This is a genomic window from Arsenophonus sp. aPb (assembly GCF_029873475.1).
In the GTDB taxonomy this organism is placed as follows: Bacteria; Pseudomonadota; Gammaproteobacteria; order Enterobacterales; family Enterobacteriaceae; genus Arsenophonus.
Map to the genome: position 1 here is coordinate 2,943,230 of NZ_CP123499.1, position 18,569 is coordinate 2,961,798.

At 39.0% G+C, this 18,569-nt stretch carries 11 protein-coding genes, 1 tRNA gene and 3 rRNA genes; 2 read left to right on the top strand and 13 right to left on the bottom strand.

Features of this window, described 5'->3' with window-relative positions:
* Positions 1 to 220 precede the first annotated feature (220 nt).
* Together QE177_RS13195 and QE177_RS13200 are read right to left on the bottom strand one after the other, a co-directional pair.
* A complete protein-coding gene (locus tag QE177_RS13195; RefSeq protein WP_280550336.1) occupies positions 221 to 1,117 on the bottom strand; it encodes a hypothetical protein in 897 nt (298 codons plus the stop codon).
* Between the two features lie 300 nt (positions 1,118 to 1,417).
* The gene (locus QE177_RS13200; protein WP_280550337.1) at positions 1,418 to 2,308 is read right to left on the bottom strand and encodes a hypothetical protein; all 891 of its coding nucleotides are present in this window, start codon (positions 2,306 to 2,308) and stop codon (positions 1,418 to 1,420) included.
* A 399-nt stretch (positions 2,309 to 2,707) separates the two neighbouring features.
* On the opposite strand from QE177_RS13200, the gene iclR reads away from it, so the two are divergent.
* A complete protein-coding gene (gene iclR / locus QE177_RS13205; protein ID WP_280550338.1) occupies positions 2,708 to 3,538 on the top strand; it encodes a glyoxylate bypass operon transcriptional repressor IclR in 831 nt (276 codons plus the stop codon).
* A gap of 90 nt (positions 3,539 to 3,628) precedes the next feature.
* On the opposite strand, the gene aceK is transcribed toward iclR, so the two are convergent.
* The 7 genes from aceK to QE177_RS13240 all read right to left on the bottom strand — a co-directional run bounded on the left by aceK (position 3,629) and on the right by QE177_RS13240 (position 14,293).
* A complete protein-coding gene (gene aceK / locus QE177_RS13210; protein ID WP_280550339.1) occupies positions 3,629 to 5,353 on the bottom strand; it encodes a bifunctional isocitrate dehydrogenase kinase/phosphatase in 1,725 nt (574 codons plus the stop codon).
* A gap of 76 nt (positions 5,354 to 5,429) precedes the next feature.
* A complete protein-coding gene (aceA, locus tag QE177_RS13215) occupies positions 5,430 to 6,743 on the bottom strand; it encodes an isocitrate lyase (protein ID WP_280550340.1) in 1,314 nt (437 codons plus the stop codon).
* 56 nt (positions 6,744 to 6,799) lie between these two features.
* Positions 6,800 to 8,398, bottom strand: coding sequence for a malate synthase A (gene aceB, locus QE177_RS13220; protein WP_280550342.1), 1,599 nt, complete (start codon positions 8,396 to 8,398; stop codon positions 6,800 to 6,802).
* Positions 8,399 to 8,792: 394 nt separating this feature from the next.
* A 5S ribosomal RNA gene (rrf, locus tag QE177_RS13225) occupies positions 8,793 to 8,908 on the bottom strand.
* 181 nt (positions 8,909 to 9,089) lie between these two features.
* A 23S ribosomal RNA gene (locus QE177_RS13230) occupies positions 9,090 to 12,195 on the bottom strand.
* A 392-nt stretch (positions 12,196 to 12,587) separates the two neighbouring features.
* Positions 12,588 to 12,663 (bottom strand) — tRNA-Glu (locus QE177_RS13235).
* Positions 12,664 to 12,750: 87 nt separating this feature from the next.
* A 16S ribosomal RNA gene (locus tag QE177_RS13240) occupies positions 12,751 to 14,293 on the bottom strand.
* Together the 16S, 23S and 5S rRNA genes with 1 tRNA gene alongside form the textbook arrangement of a ribosomal RNA operon.
* 611 nt (positions 14,294 to 14,904) lie before the next feature.
* Between QE177_RS13240 and QE177_RS13245 the strand changes: the two genes are divergently transcribed.
* A complete protein-coding gene (locus QE177_RS13245) occupies positions 14,905 to 15,435 on the top strand; it encodes a gamma carbonic anhydrase family protein (protein WP_280550344.1) in 531 nt (176 codons plus the stop codon).
* Between the two features lie 71 nt (positions 15,436 to 15,506).
* On the opposite strand, the gene aroE is transcribed toward QE177_RS13245, so the two are convergent.
* From aroE to dprA, 4 genes are read right to left on the bottom strand one after another with little or no spacing between them, the layout of a single operon-like run.
* Positions 15,507 to 16,328: a shikimate dehydrogenase gene (gene aroE / locus QE177_RS13250; protein ID WP_280550345.1), complete on the bottom strand. Its 822-nt coding sequence runs from the start codon at positions 16,326 to 16,328 to the stop codon at positions 15,507 to 15,509.
* Positions 16,329 to 16,333: 5 nt separating this feature from the next.
* Positions 16,334 to 16,903: a Sua5/YciO/YrdC/YwlC family protein gene (locus QE177_RS13255; protein ID WP_280550347.1), complete on the bottom strand. Its 570-nt coding sequence runs from the start codon at positions 16,901 to 16,903 to the stop codon at positions 16,334 to 16,336.
* Positions 16,904 to 16,926: 23 nt separating this feature from the next.
* A complete protein-coding gene (locus QE177_RS13260) occupies positions 16,927 to 17,469 on the bottom strand; it encodes a topoisomerase DNA-binding C4 zinc finger domain-containing protein (RefSeq protein WP_280550349.1) in 543 nt (180 codons plus the stop codon).
* Positions 17,470 to 17,485: 16 nt separating this feature from the next.
* On the bottom strand, positions 17,486 to 18,559 hold the full coding sequence (gene dprA, locus QE177_RS13265; RefSeq protein ID WP_280550351.1) for a DNA-processing protein DprA: 1,074 nt from the start codon (positions 18,557 to 18,559) through the stop codon (positions 17,486 to 17,488).
* Positions 18,560 to 18,569: the final 10 nt, after the last annotated feature.

Here is an 18,569-nt window from a genome sequence, read left to right on the forward strand (position 1 = left end):
ATATATCTAGCGATTTAAATAGTCTTAATTACATAGTTAAATATATTTAAATCTTAATTAAATTCAATTGTAATATAATACTACTCTGTTTTACTAAAAGAGTTTTTTATTAGTAAATAATTAGAAAAATTTATTAAAAAAATTCTTAAGATTGGTAGAGCAATTGAAATATTAGATCGCTTGAGTTAATCATAATCAATGAAATATAAAAACCCTCTTTTTATAGAGGGTTAAGAAATAAATAATTATTTATCCATGATAATATTATAGTATTCTGAAAATATGCTTGGATTTTTTTTAACTGATAAGATAAAAAATTTTCTGTTTCATTTCTCATGTTATTAAATTGTAGTTTTAATTTCATAGCTATATCTTGTTCTTCTTCATTAGCTGTAAATGATTGCTGCTGGAATTCAGTTAAAGATGAAATTATATTACTAAAATAATCAAAACACTTCATTTTAGCCCTAATATAGGTATGCAATAATTCTTTATCTTCAGCTAAGTTATTTAGTATATCTGAAGAAAACTCTGCTATCCCTAAACGTTCTTGATTACCCGCTGTAACACCAGTAATATCAAATCCTCTTTTTTTTTCATTATTAATAGTCAACTTAACATTATCCTGCATAAATTGCAAAATCTGCTCTTTTCCTACATTACTACCGATATCTAAATATTGAGAACCATTAATTAAAGGTATCTTTAATGCATTATGTAATTCAATCATTGGATCAGAAAAAATAGTAAATTTATGGCTAAATAGATTACCTACTGAAAAAGTCACTTCATTATTATTAATTATTTCTAACTGAAAATTTACCTTCTTTTCTTTGACAAACTCTATAAAGGCAAAAATCTTCTCATAAACGACTCTAGGCGCTGGTATAGAATTATCCCTGTTTGATTGATATAAATCTAATTTTTCTTGTTTAATCTCTTGTTCTATTTTTTCTTGTATTTTTTCATCAATAATGCATTGATTATTCAATGAAAACCAATTTTTTAACAATTGTGATAATTCATCATTATTATGCATCAAATCTTGTGATGCTTTATCTATATGTATAGATTGAGTATGCAAAAAATTTCTAAAACGGACAGAAAAAATGTTCATAAATATATCCTTAAAAATAATTTCCATGTAAATAAAAATACTCGGCTTAACTATTTTACAGATATAAATAAAATGGTATTTATATTTAAAAACCAATTTTTTATAAAAAAAAATTTCACAGTAATAAATAATCATTAATTATCACTTTGCATGGATTTATTTAAAATAAAAATTAATCTGCACGATATGGAGATAATGCTATGTTCAATAACCTGAAATATAAAATAAAATATAAACTAAAAAGAACATTCATGAATGAATGCTCTTTTTGGTAAAAAATTCAAATCACTAATATAAATACTATATTTCCTTCATTAGAGTATTACAATGTTCAATAATATTTTCTGTATCTATATTCTTTTGATTAAATAAATTCAATAAGGTTTGCTCGGTATTCTCCCTAACTTTATCAAATTCATCCTTCAAATTTTGTGCCATTTCAAGAGAATTGTGACAAGCCAGTTCAGAAAAAATTGATGATAAAGAGGAAGCAGTCGCAGAAAAATAATCAAAACATTTCATTTTTGCCATAATAAAAGAGTGCAAGAACTGCTTATTTTCCATCAGTTTTTGCCGTACCTCTAAAGAAAATTTAGCGATATCTAAACGTTCTTGATTTTTGTCTTCAATTCCTTGCAGCCTAAAACTTTGCGGATCATTATTATCTATAACCAATGCTAATTCTTGCTGCATAAAAGAATGGATCTCTTCTTCTGACATACTATTTTTTGTAGCCAAGTATTCAGAAGAATTTGTTAAAGGCACTTTCATTGCACAAAATAACTCATACATCGGATCGCCAAACCAAATAGATTCCTTATTCAGTAAATCTTTTACTGATATAGTTATTTGACTAAAACCATTATAGGAGTCAAGACTTGACATATCCAAATATGGAGAGAGTTGTATTTTAAAATCATGCCGATGTGTTTCACCTGCCAATGTAGCAAGCCTAATAAATGCTGATAGTTTAGCATAAACCGTGTCGGTATTATCAATAGATTGTTGATGGGACAAAGTTTGCAAATGTTGCTCAATTTCATCTTTATCAGACGGATCACACCATTTCTCCATGGATATAGATAACTTATCAAATTTATTTGCTGTTGCTGATTGTTCTGCTTTATTTTTCGAATTAGCTGTAGAACTAAAAAAACTTTTAATACCATCAATGATATTTATATTACTCATTTACATCTTCTTAGAAATTAATTTCAATAAAATAAAAATACACCATATTTTCCCTAACAAGAATAGTAACTTATTAAAATACGAATAATACTAGAAAACGATTATCTAATAATCTGTTCAAGTCTCACTAGTTTAGTAAACAAATTAATTAAATTATTATATTACAATCATAAATATCTTATTTTATGTCTGACTAGTATTATTAATCGATTAATGAAAAAATATTTAGCTAATTATTATTCAACAACAATTATATTTAGCTAAAGAATAGGGTTTTGGAATAAATATAGTCCAGTAAAAAATTTTTGCCTAACAAAAAAATCAACTCCTCCGATGAGAATTTATTCCTATTTCGTTCATAATAAATAGAAATTTATTCTAATTGAGAGCGCTAATACTATGAGCAAAATAACAATAAATAACAACAAACGCAAAATTAAAACCTCTAATAATCACTTACCATCAGCCTCGCAAGTTCAATCATTAAGTCGAGGTTTGACCCTATTGAAATATATTTCTACCTCGGTAGGTGGGGTATCACTGACTGATCTAGCCATTCAAGCAGGATTTGCGAACTCAACAACCCATCGCTTATTAGAAACATTGAAACAGCATGGTTTCATACGTCAAATCGGTGAGCTCGGTTTATGGGTCATTGCTGCAAACGCATTCATTATTGGTAGTGGCTTCCTAAAAAATCGTAATTTCTTAGCGACTGTGCATCCAATCTTGCGGAAATTAATGCAAAAATCTGGTGAAACAGTAAATCTTGCTATCTTAGATCGGACAAAATATGACGCAGTGATTGTAGATCAAGTGCAATGTAATGCTTTGATGAGAATGTCTGCACCCATTGGCGGCAAATTACCTATGCATGCTTCTGGAGCAGGCAAAGCATTATTAGCTGCTTTACCTAAATCACAACGACTTTCTTTACTAGAAAAACAGAAATTACACGCCTACACGCCTTATACGTTAACTTCACCTTCAGCGCTCGAAGAAAATTTTAGCGATATCCGCACAAAAGGATTTTCATATGATAATCAGGAACATGCTTTAGGCCTACGTTGTATCGGTGCCTGTATTTATGATGAATACCAAGAAGTTTTTGCTGCTGTTTCCATCTCAGGCCCGAGTTCTCGAATTACAAATGATCGCATTAACGAATTAGGTAGTACTATTTTACAAGCAGCAAAACAGATCAGTCATGAATATGGTGCTATTCATTAAAAATTTCTTAAATTAGCGATTTGTTAATTAATCTTTAAGAATTAATTAGATATGCTATTTATATTATATATGTAACTATACTTGCTTATATTAAAAGGTGCGTTGACAAAACCTTTGCTTTACTGGATAAGCAAAAACATCGGCTATATACCCCTGACATATTTTTTCTTGTAAAGATTGCCAATATTCTGTACTAAATAGATCAGCATGGTACATTTCAAAATATTTTCTAATAGCTGGATCATTACAAAGAAAATGGCGAAACTCTTCTGGAAATACATCATGTTCAGCAACACTATACCATGGTTCGTCAGCCATCTCTTGCTCCGGATAAAGCGGCTCTGGTATTTTACGAAAATTCATTTCAGTCATATAGCAAATTTCATCATAATCGTAAAAAACCACTCGTCTATGACGAGTAACACCAAAATTTTTAAACAACATATCACCTGGAAAAATATTTGCTGCCGCTAATTGTTTGATAGCATTACCATAATCTTCAATGATCCATTTTAATTCCTCACCTCTAACTTGATCGGTGTAAATATTTAGCGGGATCATCTTTCGTTCCATATAGAGATGACGGATCAAAATCTTATCGCCTAAATCTTGAAGTTTGGAGGGTATTTCACGCCATAGTTCCGCCATCAATTCTTCACTGATATGTTTTTTAGCGATAACAAAATTTTCAAACTCTTGGGTATCCGCCATTCTACCAACCCGATCATGCTCTTTAACTATCCGATAGCATGCTCTTACACGCTCCTGCGTAACTTGCTTTGGTGGCAAAAAACGATCTTTAATCACTTTAAAAACTCGTCCAAAAGAAGGGGAAGTAAAAACTAGCATTACCATCCCTTTGATGCCAGGAGCAATAATAAACTGCTCTTGTGAAAAGTTTATAAAAGCTAGATATTCTCGATAATACTCGGTTTTTCCATGTTTCTGACAACCTATTGACATATACAATTCGGCAATCGACTTTCCTGGTAAAATATCTCTTAACCAAAAAACCAAAGCAGCAGGAAATGGAACATACACCATAAAATAGGAACGGGCAAAACCAAATATAATACTGGCATTGTTATAATTAGTCAGACAAGTATCAACATAAGTACCACCTTGCTCATTATTATGAATTGGCAATAAAAATGGATAAACGATTTTGCCAATCATTATTTTACCTACTACCCACGCCGCTTTATTACGATAAAATAATTCATTTGCTATCTCAAATTTGACGCCAGCTAATTGTTCAGCAGAAAACGTCCTTTTAAGATAGTTAACTATATAATTCACATCTCTTGGTAAATCTTCCCACGCTAGACGGAATGGAATATCTATTAAAATATTTTCTATTGTTTTTTTAAGCCCCATATGAATAGAAAAACAGCGGGATAGTGGGCGTGGGGTATCACAAAAACGATTTACTGGCTGTGAAGTAAAAATAAATAAATTATCAGGTGTCAGATCACAATGCTGAAATAATCGACAATAAACTGAATTAAAAAAACTTTCCGCAATTTCAAAACGTGGGTAATCTTCTAACAGTCTAATATATCGCTGCTTAATTTCAGCTAATAATTGCTTATTAAATTCAGCGGTTAAATTCATCTGGCCAAGTTGTTTAACAACCAGATCAACATGATGATCATAAAGATTAATTCGCTTTTTCATCGCTTCTTGTACACCGTGCCAATCAGCATCCTCAAAACGTTGCTGGGCACTTGATGTTACTTCCAAAAAACGGCCATACTGCGCATCAAAGCCTTGTAAAATTGTCTCGGCAATTAACTCTGCTGAGCTTAAGGTCATAAATAGCGCCCTCATTTCGACAAATTAAGCTTTATTAGCATCAAATCCATCAGGCAAAGTAACATAAGCAGTATGTTTAAAACTGCTGTTCTTCAGTTGAGCCGGTCAGTGCCGTAACAGAAGAAGTTCCACCTTGAATAATAGTTGTTACTTTATCAAAATAACCCGTGCCAACTTCCTGTTGATGGGAAGAAAACGAATAACCCTGCTTAGCTGCAGCAAACTCCTTTTCCTGAATTTTTTCAACATAATGTCTCATTCCTTCACCTTTAGCATATGCATAAGCTAAATCAAACATGTTAAACCACATACTATGAATACCAGCCAAGGTTATAAATTGAAATTTATATCCCATTTCAGATAATTTTTTTTGAAAACAGGCAATGGTTTTATCGTCTAAGTTTTTCTTCCAATTGAAAGATGGAGAACAATTATAAGCCAACAACTTATTAGGATATTTAGTATGAATAGCTTCGGCAAATATTTTAGCTGCATCTAAATCCGGGGTTGATGTCTCACACCAAATCAAATCAGCATAAGGCGCATATGCTAAGCCACGACTAATGGCTTGTTCAATCCCTGCCTGAGTACGAAAAAATCCCTCTTGTGTCCGCTGCTCATTAATGATGAATTTTTCATCATAGGGATCGCTATTTGAGGTCAGTAAATCTGCCGCTTCAGCATCGGTACGAGCAATCAAAACGGTTGGAATGCCACAAACATCAGCCGCCAAACGTGCTGCAATTAACTTTTGAATAGCTTCTTGTGTCGGCACCAATACCTTGCCACCCATATGGCCGCATTTTTTGGCAGCAGCGAGCTGATCTTCAAAATGCACAGCCGCAGCGCCTGCCTCAATTAATGCTTTCATAAGTTCAAAAGCATTCAATATGCCACCAAAACCCGCCTCCGCATCAGCAATAATTGGTAGAAAAAAATCAATATATTTAGCATCACCTGGATTTATATTATTTGCCCATTGAATTTGATCGGCTCGACGAAAGCTATTATTAATCCGCTTGACAACTTCAGGAACTGAATCAACAGGATAAAGTGATTGATCTGGATACATATTCGCAGCAGTATTGGCATCGGCTGCGACTTGCCAACCTGATAAGTAAACTGCCTCTATACCAGCCTTGGCTTGCTGCAACGCCTGACCACCTGTTAATGCACCTAGCGCATTAACATAATCTTTTTTTGATTTACCATTAATTAGTTGCCAAAACTTATCAGCACCATTGCGCGCGAATAAATAATCGGGATTTATTGAACCACGTAATTTGACAACATCTTCTGCACTATAAGTGCGAATAATTCCTCTCCAACGCGGAGAAGAGCGCCATTCTTCCTCCAGTTGAGCAATCTGTTGAGATCTGGTCGTTACCATTTTTATCTCCCCTCACACGAGTTAATTAGATATTAAATAGCTAAAATATTTTTCTTTCAGTCAAGTTGTTGGTAACCCGCCAAGGTCAAAAATTCGATCAACTCATCCTGAGTGGTAATATAGATCATCAATTCCACTGCTTCCCGAAAACGGCCATGTTGAAAACGGACATCACCGAGTTCTTGCTGAATAGTCTGTAACTCTTCATCCAGCATTTCTAAAAACAATTCTTTTGTTACTTTTTGTCCATTAGATAATTGTTTTTCATGACGGATCCATTGCCAAATAGAAATACGCGAAATTTCTGCCGTTGCAGCATCTTCCATTAATCCATAGATCGGCACGCAGCCATTACCGGAAATCCAAGCTTCAATATATTGAACAGCAATACGAATATTTGCTCTCATCCCCTCTTCAGTGCGCTCACCACGGCATGGCTGTAATAATTGTTCAGCTGTAATAGATTCATCATTCTCACGCATGACATCTAGTTGATTTTTCCTTCCCGCTAATTGCGCATTAAAAACAGAGATTGCAATATCCGCTAAAGCAGGGTGAGCAATCCAAGTTCCATCATGACCATTTTTAGCCTCTAATTCCTTATCTTCTTTAACCTTCGCCCAAACTGCGTCATTCTGTTTTAGATCTTTAGATGGAATAAAAGCCGACATTCCTCCCATAGCAAAGGCACCACGACGATGACAAGTCCTAATCAACAAACGAGAATAAGCATTTAAAAAAGGTTGTGTCATTGTTACTACCTGCCGATCCGGTAGCACACGATCACTGTATTCTTTTAGCGTTTTGATATAACTAAAAATATAATCCCAACGACCACAGTTAAGTCCAACAATGTGATGACGCATATGATAAAGAATTTCGTCCATTTGAAAGACGGCTGGGAGTGTCTCAATAAGTACAGTCGCTTTAATTGTACCCAGTGGTAATCCGTACCGTTCTTCGGTATAACTAAATACTTTACTCCACCATTGAGCTTCTTTATAAGATTCTAGTTTGGGGATATAAAAATAAGGGCCGCTCCCTTTTTCCAATAACTTTTTATAGTTATGAAAGAAATAAAGCGCAAAATCTAATAATGCCCCAGGAATTGCTTTTTCCCGATATAAAATATGTTTTTCAGGTAAATGTAAGCCGCGTACACGAGCCATCAAAACGGCCGGATCAGACTTTAGTTGATAAACTTTGCCTTGTTCATTAATAAATGAAATAGAGCCATTAACCGCATCACGTAAATTAATTTGTCCTTCAATTAATTTTTCCCAAGTAGGTGAAAGCGAGTCTTCAAAGTCAGCCATAAAGACTTTTACATTAGCATTCAAAGCATTAATAATCATTTTACGTTCTACCGGACCGGTTATTTCGACTCGGCGATCAAGTAAATCCGTAGGAATACCTTGTATTTTCCAATCATCCTTCCTGATTGAAATAGTTTCTGTCATAAAATTAGGTAAAATACCTTGATCGATCTGCAACTGTCGCTCAACTCTAGCATTGAGTAAAAAATCACAATATTCAGCAAACTGCTCAACTAACGCTGTTAAAAAATCTACTGCGGCTGGTGTCAAAAGTTGCTTTTCTGGTGCGCCAAATGGTTGCAAAAAAGTTAATTCATTGATCGCTGCCTGCTGATCCATAGGAGTATCTCCTTTAATATAAGGTACACTTGCTAAAGACTATCTCAAAATCAGTAAAAATCAAAAACCCTTTCCATTTTCAAAAAAAATCTATTTAATTGAAAATAAAGGATTTATTTCAAATAAGATAACGATAATTAACTCAAGTTAAGGCAATGAAAATGTTGCATATTTATTATATAAATGTGCATTTGATGGATTAAATGTAATATTACAAGCAGAAATAAGTGGAAAAACAGTTTAGCCTAGTTTTTTTTAGTTTTTTCTCGATTCCTAGCAAATCAAAAAAATTTACAAATAAAATTTTATAATAAAAACAAACTAAACCGTTTTACGATATAACTAGCCAAACGTCAAAAAGCCACCCTTAGGTGGCTTTTTTAACATAATTAAAGTCTGGCAGCTCCCTACTCTCACATGGGGAGACCCCACACTACCATCGGCGCTACGGCATTTCACTTCTGAGTTCGGCATGGGGTCAGGTGGGACCACCGCGCTATTGCCGCCAGACAAATTCTTTTTTCGCTATCCTGTTTCATTACGCTGCTATCTCAGCCAGCCTTTCGCCTCACTCACATACCTCAGTATGCACCTAGCGCCAGCTCACTGCCATTCACGTAAATTCCTACAGGAGTCAATCTCCGAACAAGCTAAAATTTCTTCTCTCTTCTCAAAACACCTTCGGTGTTGTCAGGTTAAGCCTCTCGGGTCATTAGTACTGGTTAGCTCAACGTATCGCTACGCTTACACACCCAGCCTATCTACGTCCTCGTCTCGAACACCCCTTATAGGACATTGCTGTCAGGGAAGACTCATCTTGAGGCAAGTTTCCCGCTTAGATGCTTTCAGCGGTTATCTCTTCCGCACTTAGCTACCAGGCTATGCCATTGGCATGACAACCTGTACACCAGTGGTGCGTCCACTCCGGTCCTCTCGTACTAGGAGCAGCCCCCCTCAATCTTCCTTCGCCCACGACAGATAGGGACCGAACTGTCTCACGACGTTCTAAACCCAGCTCGCGTACCACTTTAAATGGCGAACAGCCATACCCTTGGGACCTACTTCAGCCCCAGGATGTGATGAGCCGACATCGAGGTGCCAAACACCGCCGTCGATATGAACTCTTGGGCGGTATCAGCCTGTTATCCCCGGAGTACCTTTTATCCGTTGAGCGATGGCCCTTCCATTCAGAACCACCGGATCACTAAGACCTACTTTCGTACCTGCTCGCGCCGTCACGCTCGCAGTCAAGCTGGCTTATGCCTTTGCACTAACCTCACGATGTCCGACCGTGATTAGCCAACCTTCGTGCTCCTCCGTTACGCTTTGGGAGGAGACCGCCCCAGTCAAACTACCCACCAGACACTGTCCTCAGCCCGGATTACGGGCCTAAGTTAGAACATCAAACATTAAAGGGTGGTATTTCAACGTTGGCTCCATGCGAACTGGCGTCCACACTTCAAAGCCTCCCACCTATCCTACACATCAAGGCTCAATGTTCAGTGTCAAGCTATAGTAAAGGTTCACGGGGTCTTTCCGTCTTGCCGCGGGTACACTGCATCTTCACAGCGAGTTCAATTTCACTGAGTCTCGGGTGGAGACAGCCTGGCCATCATTACGCCATTCGTGCAGGTCGGAACTTACCCGACAAGGAATTTCGCTACCTTAGGACCGTTATAGTTACGGCCGCCGTTTACTGGGGCTTCGATCAAGAGCTTCGCCTTACGGCTTACCCCATCAATTAACCTTCCAGCACCGGGCAGGCGTCACACCGTATACGTCCACTTTCGTGTTTGCACAGTGCTGTGTTTTTAATAAACAGTTGCAGCCAGCTGGTATCTGCGACTGGCTTCAGCTCCATGGGCGAACCACTTCACCTAACGCCAGCGTGCCTTCTCCCGAAGTTACGGCACCATTTTGCCTAGTTCCTTCACCCGAGTTCTCTCAAGCGCCTGAGTATTCTCTACCTAACCACCTGTGTCGGTTTGGGGTACGATTAACGGTTACCTATCGCTTAGAGGCTTTTCCTGGAAGCTTGGCATCAACTACTTCACCACCTTGGTGGCTCGTCATCACGCCTCAGTGTTATAGCCATGCGGATTTGCCTGCACGACCCACCTACACGCTTAAACCGGGACAACCGTCGCCCGGATAGCCTAGCCTTCTCCGTCCCCCCTTCGCAGTAACCCTTAGTACGGGAATATTAACCCGTTTCCCATCGACTACGCTTTTCAGCCTCGCCTTAGGGGTCGACTTACCCTGCCCCGATTAACGTTGGACAGGAACCCTTGGTCTTTCGGCGAGCGGGTTTTTCACCCGCTTTATCGTTACTTATGTCAGCATTCGCACTTCTGATACCTCCAGCAGACCTCTCAGTCCACCTTCGACGGCTTACAGAACGCTCCCCTACCCAACAACATTGCTGTTGCTGCCGCAGCTTCGGTGCATGGTTTAGCCCCGTTACATCTTCCGCGCAGGCCGACTCGACCAGTGAGCTATTACGCTTTCTTTAAATGATGGCTGCTTCTAAGCCAACATCCTGGCTGTCTAAGCCTTCCCACTTCGTTTCCCACTTAACCATGACTTTGGGACCTTAGCTGGCGGTCTGGGTTGTTTCCCTCTTCACGACGGACGTTAGCACCCGCCGTGTGTCTCCCGTGATAACATTCTTCGGTATTCGTAGTTTGCATCGGGTTGGTAAGTCGGGATGACCCCCTAGCCGAAACAGTGCTCTACCCCCGAAGATGAATTCACGAGGCGCTACCTAAATAGCTTTCGGGGAGAACCAGCATCTATCTCCCGGTTTGATTGGCCTTTCACCCCCAGCCACAAGTCATCCGCTAATTTTTCAACATTAGTCGGTTCGGTCCTCCAGTTAGTGTTACCCAACCTTCAACCTGCCCATGGCTAGATCACCGGGTTTCGGGTCTATACCCTGCAACTTAACGCCCAGTTAAGACTCGGTTTCCCTACGGCTCCCCTATGCGGTTAACCTTGCTACAGAATATAAGTCGCTGACCCATTATACAAAAGGTACGCAGTCACCCCACCCCAAAGTACTCCGTACTTTGCGGCGGTTGCCTTCGGCAACCCACCCCATCCCAGTCAATTGGCCTGATGCGTCTTAAATCAGATTTTACCTGATTCAATCTAAATCACGCGCCTTGATTCGTTGGGACTTACACTGCTTGATTGATTGGTTGGGCGTCGCTACGCTCCGCCAACCGCCAAACAGCGTGCAGAAATACTTTGGTGGTGGGGCTCCCACTGCTTGTACGTACACGGTTTCAGGTTCTTTTTCACTCCCCTCGCCGGGGTTCTTTTCGCCTTTCCCTCACGGTACTGGTTCACTATCGGTCAGTCAGGAGTATTTAGCCTTGGAGGATGGTCCCCCATATTCAGACAGGATAACACGTGTCCCGCCCTACTCTTCGAGCTCACAATACTAACATCTTCGGATACGGGGCTATCACCCTTTATTGCTGGCCTTTCCAGACCCTTCTCCTGATACTAATATCGATGCTGACTCTGGGCTGCTCCCCGTTCGCTCGCCGCTACTAGGGGAATCTCGGTTGATTTCTTTTCCTCGGGGTACTGAGATGTTTCAGTTCCCCGGTTCGCCTCGTTTGACTATGAATTCATCAAACGATAGTGCATTAATGCACTGGGTTTCCCCATTCGGACATCGCCGGCTATTACGCTTCATATCAGCTTACCGACGCTTTTCGCAGATTAGCACGTCCTTCATCGCCTCTGACTGCCTAGGCATCCACCGTGTACGCTTCGTTCGCTTAACCTCACAACCCGAAGATGTCTTTATTTCACTATCATTCTGATAGGTTATGGCTGCGCGTGCAGCAATTCTTTGTTGGGCAGTGCTCGCAATGCTCACGTACTTTGTACGCTGCGCTTGCTGCGCGCTGGCCGCCTCGAATTCCTGACTGCTCGCTCATAATGCCTGCCTTCCTGACAGCGAATACACTTCACGTTGGAGTTTGAGAGTTCTCCACATTATTTTTCTCAATAATGTGTGTTTCAATTTTCAGCTTGTTCCAGATTGTTAAAGAGCATAATTGTTAAACCAACTCGTTGAATTGGCTTAATCATTATTGAGTAAAGTCCATAGCAAGCCAGCATGAGCTTCACAACACACCAAAATATTGATGTGCGGCCTTTCTAATCACCGAAGTGGCGTCCCCTAGGGGATTCGAACCCCTGTTACCGCCGTGAAAGGGCGATGTCCTAGGCCTCTAGACGAAGGGGACTTCAAGGTCTTCAGTCAATCTTAGATTGGCTTTACTCTCGATTTCATCAGACAATCTGTGTGAACACTCACATTCCATCTATCTCGGTAAGGAGGTGATCCAACCGCAGGTTCCCCTACGGTTACCTTGTTACGACTTCACCCCAGTCATGAATCACAAAGTGGTAAGCGCCATCCCGAAGGTTAAGCTACCTACTTCTTTTGCAACCCACTCCCATGGTGTGACGGGCGGTGTGTACAAGGCCCGGGAACGTATTCACCGCGACATGCTGATCCGCGATTACTAGCGATTCCGACTTCATGGAGTCGAGTTGCAGACTCCAATCCGGACTTCGACGTACTTTCTGAGTTCCGCTTCCCCTCGCAGGCTCGCCTCTCTCTGTATACGCCATTGTAGCACGTGTGTAGCCCTACTCGTAAGGGCCATGATGACTTGACGTCATCCCCACCTTCCTCCGGTTTATCACCGGCAGTCTCCTTTGAGTTCCCGACATAACTCGATGGCAACAAAGGATAAGGGTTGCGCTCGTTGCGGGACTTAACCCAACATTTCACAACACGAGCTGACGACAGCCATGCAGCACCTGTCTCAGCGCTCCCGAAGGCACGCCTCTATCTCTAAAGGCTTCGCTGGATGTCAAGAGTAGGTAAGGTTCTTCGCGTTGCATCGAATTAAACCACATGCTCCACCGCTTGTGCGGGCCCCCGTCAATTCATTTGAGTTTTAACCTTGCGGCCGTACTCCCCAGGCGGTCGATTTAACGCGTTAGCTCCGGAGGCCACAGTTCATGACCACAACCTCCAAATCGACATCGTTTACAGCGTGGACTACCAGGGTATCTAATCCTGTTTGCTCCCCACGCTTTCGCACATGAGCGTCAGTCTTTGTCCAGGGGGCCGCCTTCGCCACCGGTATTCCTCCACATCTCTACGCATTTCACCGCTACACATGGAATTCTACCCCCCTCTACAAGACTCTAGCTAACCAGTCTTGAATGCCATTCCCAGGTTAAGCCCGGGGATTTCACATCCAACTTAATTAACCGCCTGCGTGCCCTTTACGCCCAGTAATTCCGATTAACGCTCGCACCCTCCGTATTACCGCGGCTGCTGGCACGGAGTTAGCCGGTGCTTCTTCTGTCGCTAACGTCAATTGCTAAGACTATTAACCTTAACACCTTCCTCACGACTGAAAGTACTTTACAACCCAAAGGCCTTCTTCATACACGCGGCATGGCTGCATCAGGCTTGCGCCCATTGTGCAATATTCCCCACTGCTGCCTCCCGTAGGAGTCTGGGCCGTGTCTCAGTCCCAGTGTGGCTGATCATCCTCTCAGACCAGCTAGAGATCGTCGCCTAGGTGAGCCTTTACCCCACCTACTAGCTAATCTCATATGGGTTCATCCGAAGGTGTGAGGCCAGAAGGTCCCCCACTTTGCTCCTTAGAGATTATGCGGTATTAGCCACCGTTTCCAGTGGTTATCCCCCGCCTTCGGCCAGATCCCCATACCTTACTCACCCGTCCGCCGCTCGCCGGCAAGAAAGCAAGCTTTCTCCCGCTGCCGCTCGACTTGCATGTGTTAGGCCTGCCGCCAGCGTTCAATCTGAGCCATGATCAAACTCTTCAATTAAAAGTTTGATGCTCAAAGAATGTTTTACTGGCCGTAACGCTTTTTTGCTACTTTGTCGACATTTTACTGCCTTCACCGTTGCCCAAAATAACGTTACTGCTTATTAGTTCATATATGAATTAACTGTTTTGTCACTCTTCAAGACTTAATCTTCAAATAGTTTTTGATGATGTCTTGCGAGTGCCCACACAGATTGTCTGATTAATTGTTAAAGAGCGTGCGACCGGAGTCGCGAGGTGGCGTATATTACGCTTTTCACCTGTAAAGTCAAGTAGTTATTTCTACTTTTCTTTACCCTGCGTCGCTAAAATCCACTTCAACTGATTGGTTCTATACTGACTCAGTGGGGGCGCATTATAGAGCGCCTAAAAATTTACTCAACTATTTTTTGTGTTTTTTTATTTATGTGAATATATTTTCGTCACAATGAATTAAAATTCTACAAATTTAGCTCGCTTTTATAGTATCTATGCAACTTTTTGATTTAAAAAAATACAAAGATGAGCTTATATGATATTTGATTAAAAGAATATTTAATAATATAAAATACAAATTTATCTATTCACTCTTTGATAACCAATTCAAATAGTTTAATTAGGATAAACATAGCAATGATTTCTAATATAAGACCTTATTTGCACCTAAAACCCATTATTGGTAATAATGTATTTATCGATCCAACTGCGGTGATAATTGGTGATGTACGCATTTCTGACGATGTAAGTGTTTGGCCACTAACTGTTATACGCGGTGATGTCAATTACATTTCTATTGGGGCAAGAACTAATATTCAAGATAGTTCAGTACTTCATGTTACACATAAAAATAAACTTAACCCCCAGGGATATCCTCTCATTATTGGAGAAGACGTTACCATAGGGCATAAAGTTATGTTGCACGGATGTACTATTGGTAACCGAATTTTGGTTGGTATGGGTTCAATTATTTTAGATGGCGCAAAGATTGAGGATGATGTCGTTATCGGTGCAGGTAGTTTAGTCACACAAGGTAAAAAATTAGAAAGTGGTTATTTATATATTGGCAGCCCTGCAAAACAGATTAGAAAATTATCATCTGAAGAGTTAAAAGGCTTAGTCCTGTCCGCAGCAAATTATAATAATTGGAAAAATAATTACTTATAAGTTTATTATAAAAAATACTATCCACAAATTTTGCCTGATATCTTTATCATTTTTCCGTAAAAATAGACCAATTACTTTATATCAGTATTTTCTTTTAATCGCTGTAATACAGATGAAATATCAGGTAATTTACCATGCCATAATTTAAAAGCAAAAGCGGCCTGACCAACTAACATACCAATACCATCAGCATATTTTAATACTCCATAGTTTTTTGCTAATGTTAAAAATGGTGTTTCGTTTAATCGATAGAACATGTCATAACAAAAAACATTTTGCTTGAATATAGTTGGTGAAATAGTAGGAACTTCACCTACAACCCCAGAAGATGTCGCGTTGATAACTAAATCATACTCAGCGGAATCAATAGACTCCAACATCAATGAATTGATATGTCCTATAGCAGAAAATTGTTTTGCCAGTTTATCAGCTTTACTAAATGTTCGATTCGTAATCGTTATTCGACAACCATAATTTAAAATAGGCGCTATAACACCACGTGCTGCACCACCAGCACCAATTAATAATATATGTCTTCCCTTTTCAATAAAGCTCAAACGCTCAAGATCTAAAATTAAGCCTATTCCATCGGTATTATCACCAAGTAATCTTTGATCATCTAACCTCTTGATAGTATTAACTGAACCACATATTTGAGCTTGTTCAGTTAATTCATCAACTTTATGGTAAGCTAACTCCTTAAAAGGTAACGTAATATTTGCTCCCTTTCCTCCTCGACAAAAAAAATCATCTAATTTTTCTTCAAATTTATTTAAAGGAACTAACACTTTTCCATAATCATATTTAATACCTGTTTGCTCAGCGAATAATTTATGAATAAGTGGTGATTTACTATGTACCACTGGATTTCCAAATACCGCAAATTCTTCCATTCACATTAACCTTTTCGATACAAATGACCTGTTATTATATCTCGAATTTCAGAGGGATTTTTACGTCCCCCAACAGAACCGTCTAAAACGGATACTTGGCCATTAAACTGGGCAACAACTTCTTCTTTTGTTCTGCATGGTGATAATCCATTTAAATTAGCACTAGTAGAAATCAAGGGTTTGCCATATAAAAAACAAAGCTTTTTAATTAACTCAAAATTTGTAATACGCACCGCAATTGAATCAAATTTTCCTGTTAACCATTTTGGTGTGTCTTTTCTAGCGGGTACTACCCAGGTGATAGATTTAGACCCTGTTGAAAGCATCATTTCTTTTTGTAAATTAGTTAATTTATTATCATCGATATAAGGTGTTAATTGTTCATAGTCTCCAGCTATTAAAATTAATCCTTTTTTCCATGAACGCTGTTTTAATAATAATAACTGTCGAACTGTTTTCTCATTATCAGGATCACATCCGAGGCCAAAAACAGCTTCTGTCGGATATGCTATAATTTTGCCTTCATTTAACGCCGCAATAATATTCCGAAACGAAGAAGGTATTTCATCAAACATGCCAATTATTCCATAAATTTTTATTACTGCTGTCTATTACATAATTTATTTGCACAAAATATTTTCATATCTTGTGAAACCTTTTTTTCTATTAATAATGGATACTGACAGAAAGAACATTTACCAGAAATTGGTTTAGCATTAACCACAAATTGACACTTAGGATAACAATTACAACCATAAAATACTTTGCCAAAACGTGACGTTCTTTGCAGTAATTCACCACCTTGACACTGTGGACATCCAATTAACGTTTCATCAGGTTTATTAATTAACTCTGTATGTTCACATTGAGGATAATGACTGCAACCAACAAACATACCGAAACGCCCTTGCTTCAACACCAAATTATGCCCACATTTGGGACAAATATAATCCAATAATTCTTTAATTATTTGGCTGTCTGCTGCTTGTTTTAATGGCCGAACATAATCACATTTAGGATAGTTAGAGCAAGCAACAAAAGGCCCATATCCCCCATTTCGAATAATAAGTTCACTATGACATTTAGGACAATACTCCTTATCTTCATTTGCCATTTTTCTAATAAGGATTGGCTTTTGCATTCTCATCTCACTTTAATTACTCGACGCTAATATATCCACCAGACACAAAGATAACTTTACCCATTAATTCAAATTCCAATAATTGAGCAGATACCTCAATAACCGATAAGCCACTTCTTTCAGCAATTAAATCTATAGGCGTTGGTTCATAATTAATATAACGCAATATGTTATTCATAGAATTATCGAGCTGTAGATTATCAGATTGGACTTTATTTTCTGGTAACCATTGTAGTCCACTGTTTAAATATTCAATAACATCTTGGGGCGAAGAGGCTAAATAAGCCCCCTGTTGTATTAACCAGTGATTACCTGCATATAAGCTATTACCTAACGCACCAGGTAAAGCAAAAATATCTTTACCTTGCTCTAATGCACACTTAGCTGTTATTAATGAACCACTTTTTAATCCAGCCGCAATCACAATTACTGCTTTACTTAAGCCGCTAATTATACGATTCCGACGAGGAAAATTCTTGGCTAACGGAGGAGTATCTGGTAGAAATTCTGATACTAACGCCCCTTGTTCCTTGATTTTATTCGCTAAACCAGTATGTTGAGTTGGGTATAATTTATTTAAACCACTACCTAATACAGCAACTGTTATACCATTATTCTTTAATGTGGTTTTATGGCTAATCCCATCAATACCTATTGCTAAGCCACTGGTAATTGTAAATTTATGCATCACCAGTTCCTGACTAAATATTTGTGCCCATTTTTCACCATAGAAATCATTATAACGACTGCCTACCATCGCAATTTGAGTGGAAGAAAGCGCTTTCTCTTTACCAGCGACGAAGAGTATAATTGGTGGCGAATATATCTGTTTTAATAAATATGGATAATTGGGATCTGATAACGTAATGAGTTTATGCTCGCTTACATCTAGCCATTTCATTGCGGCATAAATGGCTTTTGAATTTGCATGAGTAAATTGTACACACTGATGGGGTGATAACCCACATGCTCGAAGAGAAGCGACTTTAACATTATTTAATTCAATGAGTTTCTCTACAATTGTAGCAACCTTAACAGTTGAAAGATGAGAAACCATCCTCATACGTAGCCATATTTCCATTGGATCCATATACTTTCCA

Coding starts and splice junctions, on each gene's coding strand:
- QE177_RS13195 (WP_280550336.1), bottom strand. CDS start 1,117: ATGAACATTTTTTCTGTCCGTTTTAGAAATTTTTTGCATACTCAATCT.
- QE177_RS13200 (WP_280550337.1), bottom strand. CDS start 2,308: ATGAGTAATATAAATATCATTGATGGTATTAAAAGTTTTTTTAGTTCT.
- iclR (WP_280550338.1), top strand. CDS start 2,708: ATGAGCAAAATAACAATAAATAACAACAAACGCAAAATTAAAACCTCT.
- aceK (WP_280550339.1), bottom strand. CDS start 5,353: ATGACCTTAAGCTCAGCAGAGTTAATTGCCGAGACAATTTTACAAGGC.
- aceA (WP_280550340.1), bottom strand. CDS start 6,743: ATGGTAACGACCAGATCTCAACAGATTGCTCAACTGGAGGAAGAATGG.
- aceB (WP_280550342.1), bottom strand. CDS start 8,398: ATGGATCAGCAGGCAGCGATCAATGAATTAACTTTTTTGCAACCATTT.
- QE177_RS13245 (WP_280550344.1), top strand. CDS start 14,905: ATGATTTCTAATATAAGACCTTATTTGCACCTAAAACCCATTATTGGT.
- aroE (WP_280550345.1), bottom strand. CDS start 16,328: ATGGAAGAATTTGCGGTATTTGGAAATCCAGTGGTACATAGTAAATCA.
- QE177_RS13255 (WP_280550347.1), bottom strand. CDS start 16,903: ATGTTTGATGAAATACCTTCTTCGTTTCGGAATATTATTGCGGCGTTA.
- QE177_RS13260 (WP_280550349.1), bottom strand. CDS start 17,469: ATGCAAAAGCCAATCCTTATTAGAAAAATGGCAAATGAAGATAAGGAG.
- dprA (WP_280550351.1), bottom strand. CDS start 18,559: ATGGATCCAATGGAAATATGGCTACGTATGAGGATGGTTTCTCATCTT.